Annotated in this window: 15 protein-coding genes; 7 read left to right on the top strand and 8 right to left on the bottom strand. The window is 57.5% G+C overall.

Annotated elements, in window-relative coordinates; all coding sequences use genetic code 11:
• Positions 1-28: 28 nt before the first annotated feature.
• Positions 29-1,054: a glycosyltransferase gene (locus tag OGR47_RS15790; protein ID WP_165055729.1), complete on the top strand. Its 1,026-nt coding sequence runs from the start codon at positions 29-31 to the stop codon at positions 1,052-1,054.
• Here the strand turns inward: OGR47_RS15790 and OGR47_RS15785 are convergent.
• From OGR47_RS15785 to tnpA, 4 genes are all read right to left on the bottom strand, one after another.
• On the bottom strand, positions 1,044-1,277 hold the full coding sequence (locus OGR47_RS15785; RefSeq protein WP_165056343.1) for a hypothetical protein: 234 nt from the start codon (positions 1,275-1,277) through the stop codon (positions 1,044-1,046). The two genes, OGR47_RS15790 and OGR47_RS15785, sit on opposite strands and share 11 nt — an antisense overlap.
• Positions 1,278-1,279: 2 nt before the next feature.
• Positions 1,280-2,890 carry an IS66 family transposase gene (tnpC, locus tag OGR47_RS15780; RefSeq protein WP_165056342.1) on the bottom strand — a complete coding sequence of 537 codons (1,611 nt, stop codon included), beginning with the start codon at positions 2,888-2,890 and terminating at the stop codon, positions 1,280-1,282.
• Between the two features lie 70 nt (positions 2,891-2,960).
• Positions 2,961-3,308, bottom strand: a complete 348-nt coding sequence (tnpB, locus tag OGR47_RS15775) for an IS66 family insertion sequence element accessory protein TnpB (RefSeq protein WP_165056340.1) — start codon at positions 3,306-3,308, stop codon at positions 2,961-2,963.
• Positions 3,305-3,676, bottom strand: a complete 372-nt coding sequence (tnpA, locus tag OGR47_RS21940; RefSeq protein ID WP_165056339.1) for an IS66-like element accessory protein TnpA — start codon at positions 3,674-3,676, stop codon at positions 3,305-3,307. The genes tnpB and tnpA overlap by 4 nt, the downstream gene beginning before the upstream one ends.
• Before the next feature lie 130 nt (positions 3,677-3,806).
• Here tnpA and OGR47_RS15765 point away from each other — a divergent pair, with 130 nt between their 5' ends.
• A complete protein-coding gene (locus tag OGR47_RS15765; RefSeq protein WP_216697927.1) occupies positions 3,807-4,049 on the top strand; it encodes a glycosyltransferase in 243 nt (80 codons plus the stop codon).
• Between the two features lie 89 nt (positions 4,050-4,138).
• Here the strand turns inward: OGR47_RS15765 and OGR47_RS15760 are convergent, their stop codons facing one another.
• Entirely contained in the window at positions 4,139-5,359 is a 1,221-nt protein-coding gene (locus OGR47_RS15760; protein WP_206527516.1) for a glycosyltransferase family 4 protein, read from the bottom strand.
• Between the two features lie 305 nt (positions 5,360-5,664).
• Between OGR47_RS15760 and OGR47_RS15755 the strand changes: the two genes are divergently transcribed.
• The 3 genes from OGR47_RS15755 to OGR47_RS15745 are packed head-to-tail and all read left to right on the top strand — an operon-like array spanning position 5,665 to position 9,626.
• Positions 5,665-6,846, top strand: coding sequence for a hypothetical protein (locus tag OGR47_RS15755; RefSeq protein WP_165056111.1), 1,182 nt, complete (start codon positions 5,665-5,667; stop codon positions 6,844-6,846).
• A gap of 32 nt (positions 6,847-6,878) precedes the next feature.
• The gene (locus OGR47_RS15750; RefSeq protein WP_165056113.1) at positions 6,879-8,213 is read left to right on the top strand and encodes a hypothetical protein; all 1,335 of its coding nucleotides are present in this window, start codon (positions 6,879-6,881) and stop codon (positions 8,211-8,213) included.
• A 45-nt stretch (positions 8,214-8,258) separates the two neighbouring features.
• Positions 8,259-9,626 carry a hypothetical protein gene (locus OGR47_RS15745; protein ID WP_165056115.1) on the top strand — a complete coding sequence of 456 codons (1,368 nt, stop codon included), beginning with the start codon at positions 8,259-8,261 and terminating at the stop codon, positions 9,624-9,626.
• Positions 9,627-9,685: 59 nt separating this feature from the next.
• Here the strand turns inward: OGR47_RS15745 and OGR47_RS15740 are convergent, their stop codons facing one another.
• The 3 genes from OGR47_RS15740 to OGR47_RS15730 all read right to left on the bottom strand — a co-directional run bounded on the left by OGR47_RS15740 (position 9,686) and on the right by OGR47_RS15730 (position 12,667).
• Positions 9,686-10,570, bottom strand: a complete 885-nt coding sequence (locus OGR47_RS15740) for an NAD(P)-dependent oxidoreductase (RefSeq protein ID WP_165056116.1) — start codon at positions 10,568-10,570, stop codon at positions 9,686-9,688.
• Entirely contained in the window at positions 10,567-11,817 is a 1,251-nt protein-coding gene (locus tag OGR47_RS15735) for an ATP-grasp domain-containing protein (protein WP_165056118.1), read from the bottom strand. Before OGR47_RS15735 ends, OGR47_RS15740 begins: the two co-directional genes overlap by 4 nt.
• Positions 11,818-11,905: 88 nt before the next feature.
• Entirely contained in the window at positions 11,906-12,667 is a 762-nt protein-coding gene (locus OGR47_RS15730) for an RraA family protein (protein ID WP_165056120.1), read from the bottom strand.
• A gap of 313 nt (positions 12,668-12,980) precedes the next feature.
• On the opposite strand from OGR47_RS15730, the gene OGR47_RS15725 reads away from it, so the two are divergent.
• Together OGR47_RS15725 and OGR47_RS15720 are read left to right on the top strand one after the other, a co-directional pair.
• Positions 12,981-14,168 (top strand): acyltransferase family protein, encoded by a 1,188-nt coding sequence (locus OGR47_RS15725; RefSeq protein WP_165056122.1) that lies wholly within the window; start codon positions 12,981-12,983, stop codon positions 14,166-14,168.
• 153 nt (positions 14,169-14,321) lie between these two features.
• Positions 14,322-15,161 (top strand): WecB/TagA/CpsF family glycosyltransferase, encoded by an 840-nt coding sequence (locus OGR47_RS15720; protein WP_253948122.1) that lies wholly within the window; start codon positions 14,322-14,324, stop codon positions 15,159-15,161.
• Positions 15,162-15,326 lie beyond the last annotated feature (165 nt).

Raw genomic sequence — 15,326 nt, 5'->3', positions numbered from 1 at the left:
TCCTTCCTAAGCCAATGAGGGCTCTCCGATGGATATCGTTGTCGCGCATGACTTTTATCAGTTACGAGGCGGAGAGGACCAGTGTGTCGAGGACGAAGTGAAAATGCTGAGGTCACATGGCCACAACGTGACCGAATATTTTGTGCATAACGATGCTCTCAGTGGGATGGCGCCGCTTACGCTCGCCGCCAAAACCATCTGGAGCAGGCAAACATTCAATGATCTAGGCGCGATTGTGCGTGACAGGCGTCCGCAAGTCGTACATTTTCACAACACACTCCCGCTGATCTCGCCCTCTGCCTATTATGCCGCAAAGAGCGAAGGGGCGGCGGTCGTTCAGACGCTGCATAACTACCGCCTTCTCTGCCCCAACGGGCTTTTCTTTCGTCAAGGCGCGGTATGTGAAGATTGCCTCGGCAAACAACTCCCTTGGCCCGCGATCGCAAATAAATGTTACCGTGAAAGCCATGCTGCGACCGCGGTTGTCGCCGCAATGCTCAGCGTCCACCGAGCCCTCGGGACATGGCGCGACGCCCTCGATATGTACATCACCTTAAGCGAGTTCGGCCGTCGCAAGCTCATAGCCGGCGGCCTCCCAGCCGGTAAAATTTTGGTGAAGCCAAACTTCCTCGCCCGTGACGCCCAACCAGGCTCGGGGCGCGGCGGCTATGTTATCTATGTTGGGCGCCTTTCGAGCGAAAAAGGTATCGACGTTCTACTCGAAGCGTGGCGTGCGCTTGGTTGCGCGGTTCCCCTCAAGATTATCGGCGACGGTCCACTGGCCGGGCGCGTCAAGCAAGCTTCTAAGGAACAGCCTGCTATCGAATGGCTCGGACAGGTCGATATGGAAAACGTCTACGAGCTTATCGGAAACGCAGAAGCGCTTGTCGTATCGTCGCGGTGCTATGAGAATTTTCCGCGCGTTATCGTCGAAGCGTTTGGCAAAGGGACGCCGGTCATTGCGCCAGACCTCGGGCCGATGGGCGAGATCATAGAAAATGTAGCCATCCGGCGTAGGCCGCAGGCGATGCAGTCGGGCTGTTTCAGCGCCTGAGGAGCGTCGGATCGTTTTTATGCATTTTGATTAGTTCGATTAAATTCTCGACGCCGAAGTCGGTGAAGGCCATCACGGCGTCGTCGCCGATCCCCGACACCCATATGAGCCCGTCCTCGGGCTCCATCTCGGCGGCGACGTCGAACAGCCAATCCTCGTTTTCGCCGAGGTCCGAGGCGACCCGATTGATTGTCGTGACGTGAGAGACTTTGTTGACGTGCATGATCAAGCTGCACGAGCGGAGATTACCGGACCTTGTATCGCCCAGTTCCAGGGCAGCAACTCTTCAAGCCGATGTGCGGGATGGGCGGCGATACAGGACAAAACGTCTGCGAGCCATGCCTGCGGATCGACGCCATTCATTTTGGCCGTGACAATGAGACTATACATGGCCGCAGCGCGCTGCCCTCCGCGATCGGACCCGCAGAACAGCCACGATTTTCTTCCCAGCGCGATGCCTCTTAGCCCTCGTTCTGCAGCGTTGTTGGACAAGCACACGCGTCCGTCTTCAAGGAAAAGCGTGAACGCGGCCCAGCGCTTGAGCATGTAACTGATAGCCTTGACCAGGTCGTGCCCGCGCGAGAGCCTGGCCGCCTGCTCGCGCATATAGATCCGCAGATCATCGACCAATGGACGGCTCAGCATCTGGCGGACCGACAGGCGTTCTTCCGCGCTCTTTCCATTGATGGACCGCTCGATTTCGAACAGCGCGTCGATGCGACGCACCACCTCGATCGCGATGGGCGACAAAGGGATTTCCTTCTTGCCAGCAGCCTTGCGTCGCGCGTTCTCATCCAGATCAGCCATGGCGAAGAAGGGGCGTCGCGCATGGACCCAGCACGCCGCCTCGCGGATCGGGCCCGGCTTGCGGTCCGCTAGGTAGAGCCTGTTGTAGCCGTCATAGGCGTCGGCCTGCAGGATGCCAGCATATCCCGCCAGATGCGCCTGCGGATGTTCGCCTTTGCGGTCGCGTGAGTAATAAAAGATGGCCGCCGGCGGCCCGGCGCCGCCGAAGGGCGCGTCGTCGCGGACATAAACCCAGCACCGACCCGTGTCGGTTTTGCCCTTCGCCAGCACGGGAACCGTGGTGTCGTCGCCGTGTAGGCGCTCGGCGGCCAGGACATGCGCCTCGATGAGACGCCGCAGCGGATCCAGCGCCGCACAGATGGAGCCGACGGCGTCGGCCATGGTCGACAAGGAGATCGGCGCGCCTTCCAACGCATAGCGCTCCGCCTGACGGTTCAGCGGCTGATGTTGGCCGAACTTCTCGAAGGCGATCATCGCCAGAAGGCTTGGCCCCGCCCAGCCGCGCGGAACGGCATGGAACGGCGCCGGCGCCTGTGTGATCTTCTCGCAGTCCCGACAGGAGAATTTCTCTCGCACGGTCTCGATCACTTTCCACTGACGCGGCGTCGTCTCCAGCGTCTGCGTCACGTCTTCGCCGAGCTTCCGCAGCCGCGATCCGCCGCAGCAAGCGCAGCTCGTCGGCGCCTCGATTACGACGCGCTCGCGCGGTAGATGTTCCGGGAATGTGTGGCGCTCGGACCGTTTGCGCGTGAAGCCCGCGACCAGCGTGGTTTTCGTGACCGCCTGCTCCGCCGCGAGCTCATCTTCCGTCGCGCTCGCTTCCAGCTCTTCGAGCTCGAGCGACAACTGATCGATCAGCCGCGCAGCGCGCTCCGACTTTTGCCCGTAGATCTGCCGCTGCAACTTGGCGATCTGAAGCTTTTGCGCGGCGATCAGCGCCGTGTCTTCCGACGCCTTCGCCCGTGCGACGGCCAACTCTGCTTTCAGCGCAGCATTTTCGTCGAGAAGGGCCTGGGCAGCAGCGTCCATAGGCGAAGTGAATCACATATCTTGCGATTTGTGGCGCCCCAAAATGCCTCCGCCCTGGATTTTTTGCGATTCACCCCGCGCTTTGCGGCCGAAAGGTCATTTGCGGATTTCGCCAATCTATCCCTTCGAGCATATAGGCCATCTGCGCCGCCGAGATCGACACCGCGCCCGCCGTCGCCGAGGGCCATATGAACTTTCCGCGATCGAGGCGTTTTGCATACAGCGACAGTCCGACGCCATCATGCCAGAGAATTTTTGCGAGGTCGCCCCTGCGCCCGCGGAAAATGTAGAGATCGCCGGCGTGCGGGTCGCGCTTCAACTGCTCCTGCACCTGAAGGGCGAGGCCCTGCATGCCGCGTCGCATGTCGGTGTGGCCGGTGGCGATCCAGACGCGGCAGCCCGCCGGCAACGGGATCATCGCCGCAGCGCCTTCACGACCCGCGACAGCGCGGCTGCCTCGACATCGGACCACACGAGGATCCGGTCACCCTCGGCGAGGACGATCTCCATCTGGCCGGTCGGCCCCGGAGCGGAATGCTCCCCCACTGTGTCCGGCGTGATCGTCACGGGCAGGATCGGCGCGAGGTCCTGCGGCGCAGCCAGATCGACGCCGAACTGCCGGCGCCAGGTGAAGAGCTGGTTGGTGTTGAGGTCGTGCCGTCGCGCAACCTCGGCGATCGAAGCTCCGTCCTCAAGGCTCTCCTCGACGATCCGGCGCTTCTCTTCGAGAGACCAGGATCGGCGTCGGCGCCGGAGAGCCGGCGGATCGTCATCGTTGCGCGACATCGGCGATAGTGTCCGCTTGTAATAGAAGTGGACACGATCATCGCGCCACCCGTCAGGCAGCTATCTCAAAAACCGCAATCAACGCCAGGCGGCCGCCGCCGGAGGGATACTAGAAAATGGCGTAACCGGCTTGTTATTTCGGCCGGGCGATCCGTCGGATCTCGCAGAAAAAGTGCGGCGCGTGGTCGCCGACGACGTCGAGCGTAGTCATATGCGCCAAGCCGCTTATCAAACATATGCCGGGAATTTCACCGAGAAGGCGAATCATAATTCACTGATGCAGATCTACGAGAGAGCCATCGGCGTTTCGCAGGAGTCGGGGAAGAAAAGCCGCCAGCAACGATCAGCACCCAATTTCGCCGAGACCAGATAAAAATCACTCTAGAAAAGTTGGACGTCGTCGCGCGCGCGTTCCCGGCTATGATCGCTAGGAAGCGCGCGCTTCGACGATATCCCGCAGCTTCAAACGGAAAGGCTCCGCTCGACTGTGCGACTCTCGAGATTCTGGGTTGGGAAACGTTTCTCGATCTCGGCGTAGATAGCCGCCGTAACAGAGGGCCACTTATAACGCTGGTAGCGCTGAATTGCGCCATTTGCCAAATCAAGACGCTTCTCCTCATTCGATGCGAGAGAAGCTATTGCATCGCCAAGCGCGCTGACGCACTCCCCCTCACTCCGATCCGCGGCGTCGATGACGCAACCACAGGCGTCGTCAACCATTTTGGCGGGGCCGCCCAGCCCCAGGCAGATTACCGGCAATCCATTTGCAAAAGCTTCGAGCACGACTGTCGGGGCGGCATCGTGCAGGCTCGGAAAAAGAAAGGCATGGTGTTCGCGAAACAACGCCAGCGTTTCACTGTGTGGCGCCTGACCGCGAAATCGAACATGCGCGGATATTCCGAGACGCTGAGCCAGCTTCTCGAAATCCTCTCTTGCGGGGCCGCTCCCTACAAGGGTCAGGCTTGCGTCGACGCCCTGCGAGCGGGCCGCTGCGACGGCGCGGATGGCGAGATGGGCTCCTTTCCAATAAACAAGTCGACCTGCATAGAGCAACTGGAACGAACTACCTGGAGGGCGAAGTTGTGGCCGCGCTTTAGCGAGCTCCGCAATCCCCATGCCGACATCGACAAGCGCTTTGTCTCTGTATCGGGGCGGAACGGCGACGAGAGACTCTTTCGAGCGGACAAAAATGAGCGCAGCGTTGCGGAACGCCGAGCGGGTAAATGGATCGATCTGCAATTCCAGATTATGCATGTCGCGAAAAAGTTCTGAAAGACGCTCCTTCAAAGGCATGCTTTTGCGTAGCGCGAATGGCGCTCTTTCGCCGCCCCCTAAAGGGCCAATCACCGTTGGAATACCGAGTGAAGCGAGAAGCGTCGGATAGCGAATTCCCGCAAGCGTAACGTGGTGAATGATGTCGAAGCCCGAGTGTCTGTAAAGGCGCCAGGCGCGCTGAAGCGCGCAGAACTGCCAGAGAAAATTCACGGCATGCCACGTGAGCGAAAAGAAACCCATCTTCAAGCCACGATCTCGCAACGCCTCGAGCCATCGCGGCATGTAAATGTCGAAAGTAAGATTCTTAGGCAAGACTCCAGCCGCGATCTCTCTTTCTATCTCGGGGCGAAATTCTGTTTGGGTCAGCACATGAACAACGTGCCCCAACCGTGCGGTTTCGATCGCCATGTTCCAGCCGACGCCGGGCTCCGATCCGTGACCTGGGCCACACGAAAATGCGCTCATGAGGATCTTCACATTAAACCTCGAGTTCTACATGTTCTGGCGTTTAAACGGGTTGAGCGTCTTTGCGAGGCCGCGGTGACGCCGCGCGCGGAACGTCCCCTCGTTTTTTAGCGGCGCCGCTTGCCGGTTGAGAAATGCTCATCCGAGCTACTCCAGAGTAGCTCGCCTCAAAACCATTGGGCGTGAAGCCACAAAAAAAATCACTGCTATGTTGCCGAACGTCGTTGCCTTTACTGAGAGCGACCGAATTGAGAAGCTTTCGCCCTAACGTTGAATGCGCCAATATGCTCAGTTTAGCTCGCGACGACTGCGACGCTTCTTGGCGCAGCGTCAGTGCAATCGGCGTCGTGCTGTTTGCGACTTGGACGGCGGTCGAAGAAGGACGCGCAACCGAACGAATCATATCGCCATCAGGCGGAAACGACACGCTTGCGGTTCGATCAGCAATCATCGAGTCAGTCTCCGGCGATGTCCTCGTTTTCTCGAGAGGGATGTTTCACCTTAGCGGCGTCCTCCTCAAATCAGGCATCGCCTATAGGGGAGACGGCGCGATTTTGAGCGCCACAAATGCAGGCGCGATTTTTACCGTCGACCCCGATGATAGTCACGACATCACCATTGACTCGTTCTGTTTTTTGGGAAATGGCGCCAGTCCGATGACCGGCGCGATTACGCTTGTCGGCAATGGCTCGTCTAATTCAGTCTCGGACATCAGGATATTGAACTCGACGTTGCGCAACAACGGACTAACGTTTAATTTTCTCAAGCGCTCCCAGATATCGGGCAACCGTTTCGAGAATATCGGCGTGGGCGGAGCCGGCGTCTATGGCTATCACCTCGACAATTCCTCGATCGATCACAATGCTTTCATCTCTGTTTATCAGGGGATGAGCATCATCCTCGGGGGCGTCCCGAAGCAGGGCCGCAATATTGTCGTCGCCGACAACATAGGGCGGGGGATTTCCCGCATGGGAATAGAGATCCAGGGAAACTCGCCGCCAGAGGCGGGCGAGAGCCAAAATCTACTGGTGGAGCGAAATCGCTTTTCAAGCTGGATCAATCCCGTCGCTGACGGAAACACCATTGCCTATTCGATCGTCACCGATGGCGGGGACGGAATAGAGGTAAGAGACAATTATGCGCAAACGACGCTGAAAACCGGGATCGGGATCGAGATCGCCGGCTCGCATGCCGTTGCGGAGAGAAATTACATCGACGGATTTGATGCTGGAATCATCGCCTATTCCGCGGGCGACATCATAAGAAACAATACCGTCATAAACACGGCTCGGAATGCGACATCGGCTTTCGGCCGCAACGACATCGTCATATCCAGCAATAGTACTGGCAAGGCAGAAAATCCGGTGCCTCCCGGAGTGGATGATCCAGGAGATCGACGATGTACCGTGGGACGCATCGAGCATCAATAGAAACGTGCCCGTCTTTGAGATTGGAGGCGAAAATGGAAGGACCTTCGGCTGCCACTGTCGAGGAGGTTCCCGAAGTGTCAGATGCGGCGGCGCTCGACTTCGACCGCTTGAGGAAAGTGCAAAGCGCATTATTCCATTTCAGCAAGGTGCTATCGGCCATTGTCGAGCAAGCTATTTTCGCCGGCACAAATTTCCTGGTGACAGTTCTGCTCGTCCGTTGGATGCCGATCGATCATGTCGGGGCGTATAGCTTCTGCTATTCGTTGTTTATCGTGACCTGCATGCTATTTGAAGCGCTCGTGTCGGAGCCAATACCAATCTTGGGACCCACCAGATACGCCAACCGATTAAGCCGTTATACGGGCGCGATCGTAGCCCTGCACCTTGCGACGTCCGCGTTAGCGGCTCTTGGGCTATTGCTGGCCGGATCGATTCTCCAAGATCGTGCGTCGCCCCTCATCGCAGAGACGATGATTGGCACCGCTATCGCGGCGCCGCTGTTATTCCTACGCTCTATGACACAACAGCTCTGCTACACGCATTCCTACAACGGTCTGTTCGCGCTTGGCGGGGTGGCGTACGCCATATTGGCGCCGGGCTTTCTCTTCGCGCTGCACGCCGCGGGGATATTGACGCCTGCCTATGCAATCGTCGCAGTTGGGAGCGCGATGGCGCTTCCCTGCTTGTTTATCATGGTAATGTTCCTGCGTCCCGAGCTGAGGCTTGCGCACATTTCCTCTACGATCGGGGAGGTGTTGCGAGATCATTGGCGGTATGGACGCTGGGCGATTGTCGCGCAAACAAACCACTGGCTCGGAGGCAATATTTTTCACTTGGTGGGGCCCTCGATGATTGGCCTCGAGGCCACAGCGGCTGTCCGCGCAATTTTCAACCTCATCTTGCCTGTAAATCTTGCGAATGCAGCGACCTTATCGGCGGCCGCGCCGTCTCTGGCGAGCTATCATTCGGAAAATCAACGAGACCGTTATCGTAAGATGTTCGCTCTCTTTTCGGGCACAGTACTAAGTTGGACGGTAGGCTACGCGCTCCTGTTCTTCATCATTGGCATGCAGGCCATTCATTTTTGCTACCGCGGTGTTTTTGACGCGCTTATCAGCCCTTCTCTGATACTGTGGCTTTGTGTGATCCCTGTGCTCTCTGCCTTGAACGCGGTCGTCGAGCTCGATCTTCGACTCAAGGGCAGGATGAAATCCATAGCCCTTTCTAAATTCGCGTGGACGGCGTCGACGATGACGATCGGCGTAGGAGCCTGTGCGGTTTTTGGATTATTGGGCGTCTTCATTGGATGGGCGCTTAGCAGCGTCATTCTTCTGGGCCGAAACATATGGTGCTCCCGCCAACAGTGAGAGCGCACAGCCGACCATGGAGTCCGCAGCGCCTAGGAGGATTGAATGCTCAATTTAGCGTTGGCCCTGGTCCTTGCCGGGAATCTCATCCTGGGGTGGAGCTTCACGCAATTCAAGGCGCCCAGCCTCGGGATCCCTCTCGGCGAATTTGCTCTGCTCATTGGTTTGCTCTTTTTGAACACAAGGGCCTCGTTGCGGGAAATTGGATCCGTAGTGCGTCTGCTCCCCATCCTCGCCTGGTCGGGCTATACGATCGGTTCGGCGGCTCTGTTTACGTCTGAATACGGCCTCTGGGCGCTCCGCGACGCCAGCCAAGCGATCGACTCACTTTATCTGATCGTCGGATATTCATTTGCCCGCCGGCCAATCGATGTCGATCGGTTGTTTCGATGGATTCCCCCAATGCTTGCAGTGGCTGTCGTTTACGCCTGCGTGGGATTTGCTTTCAAAACGGAAATCATCGCGGTGTCACCCGGCGTTGCGACGGAGCACGGGGAAACCGTTCCAGTGTTCGGCATCTTCAATACGGCTGAGGTCATTATCTTCTGGGCGGCCGCCTGCCTCATCATAAGGCCGCCGGAGAAGCACGCGTCTTTGGCCGCGCTCGCGGCGGGAGGCTTGGCGTCCTATGTGATCGTTGTTTTCCAGAATCGCACCGCTTACATGCAACTTGGCGCGCTCTTGTTGCTGATGTGTGGATTGCGCAGAGCTGCGATACGCCCGCTATTGTCTTTTGCGCCGCTTCTTTTAATCGCGCTGATCGCAATTGAGACGCTCGAGTTGCGTGTCCCAGGGCGTCTTACGAGCCAGGTCTCGCTCTCGTTTTTTGTCGACCACGTCGCGGCGATGGTCGGAATCTCGGACGGAAGCAACGCAGCCATTTCCGCAGCCGCATCGGGGGTTGATCAACGAATGCAATGGTGGACCGACCTATTTGAGAGGGTTACGGTCGACCCCCCAACGCTCCTCACAGGGTTGGGGTACGGATTTCCTCTGATCTCCTTCGGAAATGTCGCCGGCATCCAGGTGCGTGAGCCGCATAATTCTTTGATGTCGGTTTTCGCGCGGAGCGGCCTCATCGGATTCGGTCTTTGGCTTTGGATGCATGCCGAGCTCTTTCATGCGTCGCTGAAAGCATTTTGTCGCGCACGCGCCAATTCGCTACCGGGGCTTTGGCAGGACCGTCTTCTCATCTTATTGTCCTTCGTTATCCTCGTTCTCATAGGGTCTTTGGGTGAAGACAATATGGAGAAGCCGTATTTCGCTATCCCCTACTATTTTGTGTGGGGCGTGATCTTGCGAATTGCGTTCGTGCTCCGCTCAGCTCCCGAAACCGGTCGAGGCGTTACGCCCCGCTTACTGGCGGGACGAGACGTCGTCGTACAAGCTCGATGTCAGGACGCTCTGCGATAAGGAGGGCGGCGCGTAGGTGGAGTAAAAAATAGATCGGCGGAGCAGCGGCTTTCCCGCCTTTATTCCGGTTGCACAGAAGCCTTCCGACTGACGGCGGCCTTCGTTAGGGAAAGGAAATCCCTCGAATGCTCGGCCGGAATCTCGTCCAAATGGAGGCTTCCTAGCGCGAGCCGGCCGCTCCGAGTGATGGGTGCGTCGCCTCCCATGGCGTCGACCCAATTTTCTATCTCGCGCATTTCATCCACCCGGCGCCGAGCGTGATTGACATAGGTCGGAAGCGTTCGACGCAGGAACTGCGATATGCCGGGATAGAGCTCTTCGAAAAGAGCGATTGTGAGCTCGAGTTGATCGGAGCTTGCGGCGGAGTTCATTGCCTCCAGGAAAAGAACCGGTAAGGTTTTCGTTACGCTGGCCATCGACATTTTGACTGCCGAAGCCGCCCGGAAATTCGGGCCGGCTATTTTAACTCGGCTGAAGGGCTCGAAAAACGCCGCCGCATCCATGGCGGCTTCGCCACTTACGACGACGATGTTATCAAACGTAAGGGTGTCGGAGGGCCCGAATACGCTCGCTTTGACCGCGTGGACATTGGCGGGCGCCAGAGCTTCAAGAACGTCTTGGGCCGTCAATGGAGAAATGGAGTTGCCGTCGATGTAAATCGGCCTGGATGAGGACGTCCGGGCGCCACCTTCCGCCCGGATCGTCGAAACTTGTTGAGCGATGGGCAACGCTTGAGCTGGCGGCACAAAGGAGAGAATCACTTCGCATGAGCTGATCATCTCCGGAAGTGATGCGGCGAGAAGCAGGCCGGCTTCGATGGCGCGCTGCCTCGTTTGGTCGCTTCTCCCAGAAACCTCGCAGAGCACCTCATGTCCCGCCGCCGCCAGAGCGCGCCCAATTGGTGCGCCGAGGGCGCCAGGCGATAAAAGAGCGATGCGTGTCATGATTTCTTCCCGGCCTCGACCCTCGGCAGGGGAAAATCCAAGCGCCGCCCGAGGAGTTTCACGCGGCAGATTTCGAAGAGCTGCATGGCGCGCTGCGCGTTGAGATAGAGGCTTGGCGCCGGGTCGGTCCATGAAAAATATGGCAACACTCGCGCACGCGCTATGCTACGCAGCCATTGAAAGAAAGTGATCTCGCCACGAGACCGCAATTGCCAAAATGTCCGCGTATCTTCGGCAGGTAGCCAAAATACGAGGTCTTTTTTGTAATCTTGAATGGGGGCCACGGGCTGGCCCGTCAAGCGCGCGTAGGTGATCCCAGCGAGATCCACGCCGCTCGCAACAAGCAAAGGGGTTCCAAGGGTGAAGCGCGCGTTCGCTTCAATAATCTTCAGCCTGCCGTCACGCAGATCGCGCTTGAATTCGATATTTCCGATTCCACGGAGCTTTACATGTTTGAAAAATTTTCTCCCCAGCTCGGCTGCTTCCGGATTCCAGTCCGTAATGTGGTAACAAGCGTTGCCGGTGTGGATCGGAGATCTACGAAGCAATCGCTTGGTAAATTCGACGATTGGTTCTCCCTTTTCGTCCATGTAGCAATAGTAGCTACACAAGAGATCGTCGCCTCCTGGAACGAATTCCATCGCAACGGTTTTAATCCCTGACGCAAGCCGGTCCTTGAGGGATAGGAGCTCGCTCTCATTGCGCGCCATCACAAATTTTCCGCCGAGGCGCTCAGAGTCCGGCGAATATAGCGGTTTAAGAATGATCGGAAAGCGAAACCGAGACATCAGCCCGTGGAGCTCGGCGCCAGATTCAACGAGCGCGAAATCCACCGTTGGCACGCCCGCCTCCTGAGCTTCATAATAGGTTCGCAGCTTGTCGAGGAGGCATAGGCGGGTTTCCGGTTCGCCCTCCTCGAGAAGGAATTTACGCGAGAGCGTTTCGTTATTTTCGGCGATCATCTTTATCGCGGGGTCGCTGCAGGCAAGCAGCATCGATCCGCTGAGATAATCCGACTCGGGCCCCAGTAGAAATTTCTCCCATGACGCGGGCGAGCCGTTATCGGGCATGCGCAGCCATGTGACGCCACGAGCGAATCGAACAGGCTCGCGCGAATCGCAAAGGACGTAGACCTTGATCCCTCTTCGGACAAGGCTTCGAGCCACAGACAAGTTGTTGAATGTTCCATCAATGACGATCGCGGCTGGTTGAGTTTGGGGGAAGTTGACTTTGTGGTGGTCAACCATGAGTGAGCGCTCCTCGAAGTATTTTAGCCGCAACTAGGCTAGCAACCGCCATAAAGTCGGCGCAACAGATAATCGCCCCTGAGAAAACTCACGACCTCCACCCCAATGAGCCAAGGACGTCATCGACCCATGCGTTCGAAAAGGTTCCGGCCCTTAGGCTTCGTCTGTAATCCGCGTTTCGTCTAAGGTAGTCGAGCAGGCGGTCGCGAACTTCGGGGGCGTGCGCCTGCGGCACGATGACGATGCCGCTCGTGTCGCCGACAACGATGTCGCCTGAGTGCACGACGACGCCGCCGCAGCAAATGGGATAGTTGATCTCGCCGGGGCCTCTATGGAGCGGCCCCACGGGCGTTGTGCCTCGAGCGAACACCGGAAAGCCGGTCTCTCTCACACCCTCAATATCGCGCACATACCCGTCCACCACAAAGCCGGCGATGCCGCGGTGTTTCGCTTTCGTGCAAATCATGTCGCCGAGCACAGCGTTGAGCGAGGACCCGTGGGCGTCGATGACGACGACGTCTCCGGGCTGAGCGACATCAAGCGACTTATGCACCATAAGATTGTCGCCGGGAAAAACGCGCACGGTACACGCGGGACCGATCAATCGCCTTTCGGGCGAAGCCAAGCACTTGATCTCGGGATCAACTGCGTAAAGCCTGTTCATTTGATCGGAGATGTCTGCGACGTCCAGTCCTTCGAAAGCTTCCAGCAGCTCCGGCGTCGGCCTGTCGAAATCGAGTCTTATACGAAATCCAGGACCAAGGTGGATCTTGGCTGAACGTGGCGGGGTCACCCCCGTCGGAACAATATTTCCTGTAGAAGATACGGCTGTTGAAGCAAATTGTTTCATGGGCGTATTTCCCCTCGTGGGTCAGAGAGGCGTGCGCTCAATCGCCGCCGCCTGCCTCGCCCACCGCGCCGCCTCGTGGCAAAGCTCTTCTCCCGCCAGAGAAAGAACTTCCACCCGAGGTTGAATGCCACATTCTGCGCTCTCGCTGAATTAAATATACGGGCTACCTCTAATGGAGTGCTGCGCTCGACCTCTTATTCAGACTCGACGATTGTGTGTACGACTTAGTCCACTCGTAGCAGTTGCCGAAAGGCTGAAGCCAGATAGGCTTCTTTGAGGCGACTCGGAGTCGTCGCGTTAGAGGAGGTACTGGATGGGAGACGCGCAGACTATCGAGAAAAAAGCCGGCGTCCACGTCGATATCGAGCGACGAGAGGAAGGCCGCTTCAGATGCCTTGATTCAATGCGCGGGATAGCAGCGCTTCTCGTCGTTTTTCACCACTGCTACAAAGCGTTCGACAATACCGGCGTTGGCGTATTTTGGTGGATCGATCATACCCCGCTGCGTTTGCTCGTTAGCGGCCGTCCCTCTGTAATTCTATTTTTTGTGCTCAGCGGGTTCGTTCTCGCAATCTCGTTCGAGCGAACTGTGTCCTACTTCGGATTCGTCATCCGCAGGTTCTTTCGAATCTACCTGCCTTTTGCTTTTTCGATCTTCCTTTCCTATTGGCTGTTTTTGCTCATTCCCGCTGCGGAAATTCCGTCTTACGGCGCCTGGTTCAATAACAACCTCCCCCATGGGGAGATATCTCTGCCTCTGCTTTATCACCATCTTCTCATGATTGGCGATATCGACAGCGTCAGGCTGAACAATGTTGTCTGGAGCCTGATATACGAACTGCGCATATCCTTGGTGTTTCCGCTTCTGATGGTGATCATCTATAGGCTTCATGCCTATGCCGCGATAAGCGTTGCGCTCGTTGGCTGCCTCGTGGTTGACGCGTTTCTGTGGCTCCTTGGTTATCGAGCAGAATCGCTTTTCTACTCCTACTCGCCTCTAACGGCAGCGCTACTAACGGCTCACTTTTCTACCTTCTTTGTCTTCGGTTGCGTTATCGCTCGTCACCGGAGGTCAATCATCAAGATGGTTGAAGAGTCGTCAGGTTCGGTGAAATTCATAGTCCTCGGACTCGCCACTGCGGTGCTGCTGCCTGCCGGGAAATGGCTCGCAGATCTTCCGTTGGGGCTTCTCGCAAGTGTGTATATCGTCCTAGCTCTCGGTAGCGGGAAGCGGATAAGGGCTGCGTTGGAATCAAAACCCCTCGAGCTTTTGGGGCGAATTTCGTTCAGCCTCTATCTTCTCCATGTTCCCTTCTTTCAGCTTGCTGTGCGCATCTGGCCCGGACATCCAATGCCGGTCGTGCTAGTTCCAATCATTGTCCCGGCCCTATCGCTTGCCGTCGCCATGATCGCTTATCGCGCGATCGAGGCGCCGTCGAACCGGCTCGGGCGACGCTTTGCAGCGCTATTCGAACGAAAGGCCCAACTGGCGTTGGCTTAGGGAGTAGCCGGGGCATCCTTCAGAGCTAACCCCCGCGATAATCCGCATCCGCTTGAGCAATGTTCCTCAATTAGCGGCCTGCCTATCGTCATCGAACTATGACGGGCACACGATGACGTGCGCCTCGAGGCTCCAGCGAGAAGGACGAAAGCATTGCGACCTTTTGCAAAAAGATCCGAGGATGCTTCTGCTGCCACGTTGCAAATCTCTTCAGAAGAGGTCGGGGGGGAGGATGTGCATGTGTTTGGAGTTAGGGTCAGCGCTACGAATCTCGGTGAGGCGGTGGCTGTCGTGCAGCAAGCGATCCGTGAGCGTAAGAGAATCTATATCTGCGTTACTGACGCAAATGCGGCTCTCGTGGCTCGCAGAAATGAGAAGCTGAAGGATGTTTACGGGGACGCGGCGTTGTCCTTGCCGGATGGAATGCCGATCGTGTGGCTTTCGAGGCTGCTCGGTAAAACCCGGATCGAGCGAGTGCGCGGAACGGATTTTATGCGGGAAGTCACAGCACTCTCTTCGCAGCTTGGATTCCGCAATTTTTATTTTGGCGGTGCTCCGGGAACTGCTGCTACGCTTAGCGCAAAGTTGATCTCCAGCCATCCGGGGCTCGAAGCGGCGGGCGTGTTGTGTCCGCCATTTCGCGAGCTCACAGCCGCAGAAAACCTTGAAATAGTTGAGAGGATCAACTCAGCGCGGCCGGATGTCGTGTGGGTCGGCCTTGGCGCGCCCAAGCAGGAGCGCTGGATGGCGACAAATTTCGGTCGCATAGAGGCGCCGGTCATGATCGGCGTGGGAGCGGCTTTCGATTTTTTGGCCGGAACGAAACCAGAGGCGCCGAAGTGGATGCAGCGAAGTGGGTTGGAATGGCTCTTTCGTTTGGCGTCTGAGCCGACGCGGCTATGGCGGCGATATGCGGTCGTCGTTCCGGCTTTTCTATATTTGGGCGCGAGACAAGTGCTGTTTCATCGTCTGCTGAAATTGCAGAAGGCCTGAGCTGTCGCTGTAGCGATCGGTGACATCGGGCACGCCTAATTGTGGGGAGGGCGCCGTCGCGCATAAGGCGATGCACGCGTCCTCCCTTTGCGCCAACGTCGACGGGAAAATAATATCCGCGCAAGCTATTGTGGCTTTCATTGACGTTCCAAAGGGCGGTTCTCG

The organism is Methylocystis sp. MJC1 (assembly GCF_026427715.1).
In the GTDB taxonomy this organism is placed as follows: Bacteria; Pseudomonadota; Alphaproteobacteria; order Rhizobiales; family Beijerinckiaceae; genus Methylocystis.
This window is presented reverse-complemented; position numbering and strand designations above follow the sequence as displayed.

Excerpts from the sequence above, each read along its gene's own strand:
- OGR47_RS15790 (WP_165055729.1), top strand. The coding sequence starts at position 29 with ATGGATATCGTTGTCGCGCATGACTTTTATCAGTTACGAGGCGGAGAG.
- OGR47_RS15785 (WP_165056343.1), bottom strand. The coding sequence starts at position 1,277 with ATGCACGTCAACAAAGTCTCTCACGTCACGACAATCAATCGGGTCGCC.
- tnpC (WP_165056342.1), bottom strand. The coding sequence starts at position 2,890 with ATGGACGCTGCTGCCCAGGCCCTTCTCGACGAAAATGCTGCGCTGAAA.
- tnpB (WP_165056340.1), bottom strand. The coding sequence starts at position 3,308 with ATGATCCCGTTGCCGGCGGGCTGCCGCGTCTGGATCGCCACCGGCCAC.
- tnpA (WP_165056339.1), bottom strand. The coding sequence starts at position 3,676 with ATGTCGCGCAACGATGACGATCCGCCGGCTCTCCGGCGCCGACGCCGA.
- OGR47_RS15760 (WP_206527516.1), bottom strand. The coding sequence starts at position 5,359 with ATGGCGATCGAAACCGCACGGTTGGGGCACGTTGTTCATGTGCTGACC.
- OGR47_RS15750 (WP_165056113.1), top strand. The coding sequence starts at position 6,879 with ATGGAAGGACCTTCGGCTGCCACTGTCGAGGAGGTTCCCGAAGTGTCA.
- OGR47_RS15745 (WP_165056115.1), top strand. The coding sequence starts at position 8,259 with ATGCTCAATTTAGCGTTGGCCCTGGTCCTTGCCGGGAATCTCATCCTG.
- OGR47_RS15740 (WP_165056116.1), bottom strand. The coding sequence starts at position 10,570 with ATGACACGCATCGCTCTTTTATCGCCTGGCGCCCTCGGCGCACCAATT.
- OGR47_RS15735 (WP_165056118.1), bottom strand. The coding sequence starts at position 11,817 with ATGGTTGACCACCACAAAGTCAACTTCCCCCAAACTCAACCAGCCGCG.
- OGR47_RS15730 (WP_165056120.1), bottom strand. The coding sequence starts at position 12,667 with ATGAAACAATTTGCTTCAACAGCCGTATCTTCTACAGGAAATATTGTT.
- OGR47_RS15725 (WP_165056122.1), top strand. The coding sequence starts at position 12,981 with ATGGGAGACGCGCAGACTATCGAGAAAAAAGCCGGCGTCCACGTCGAT.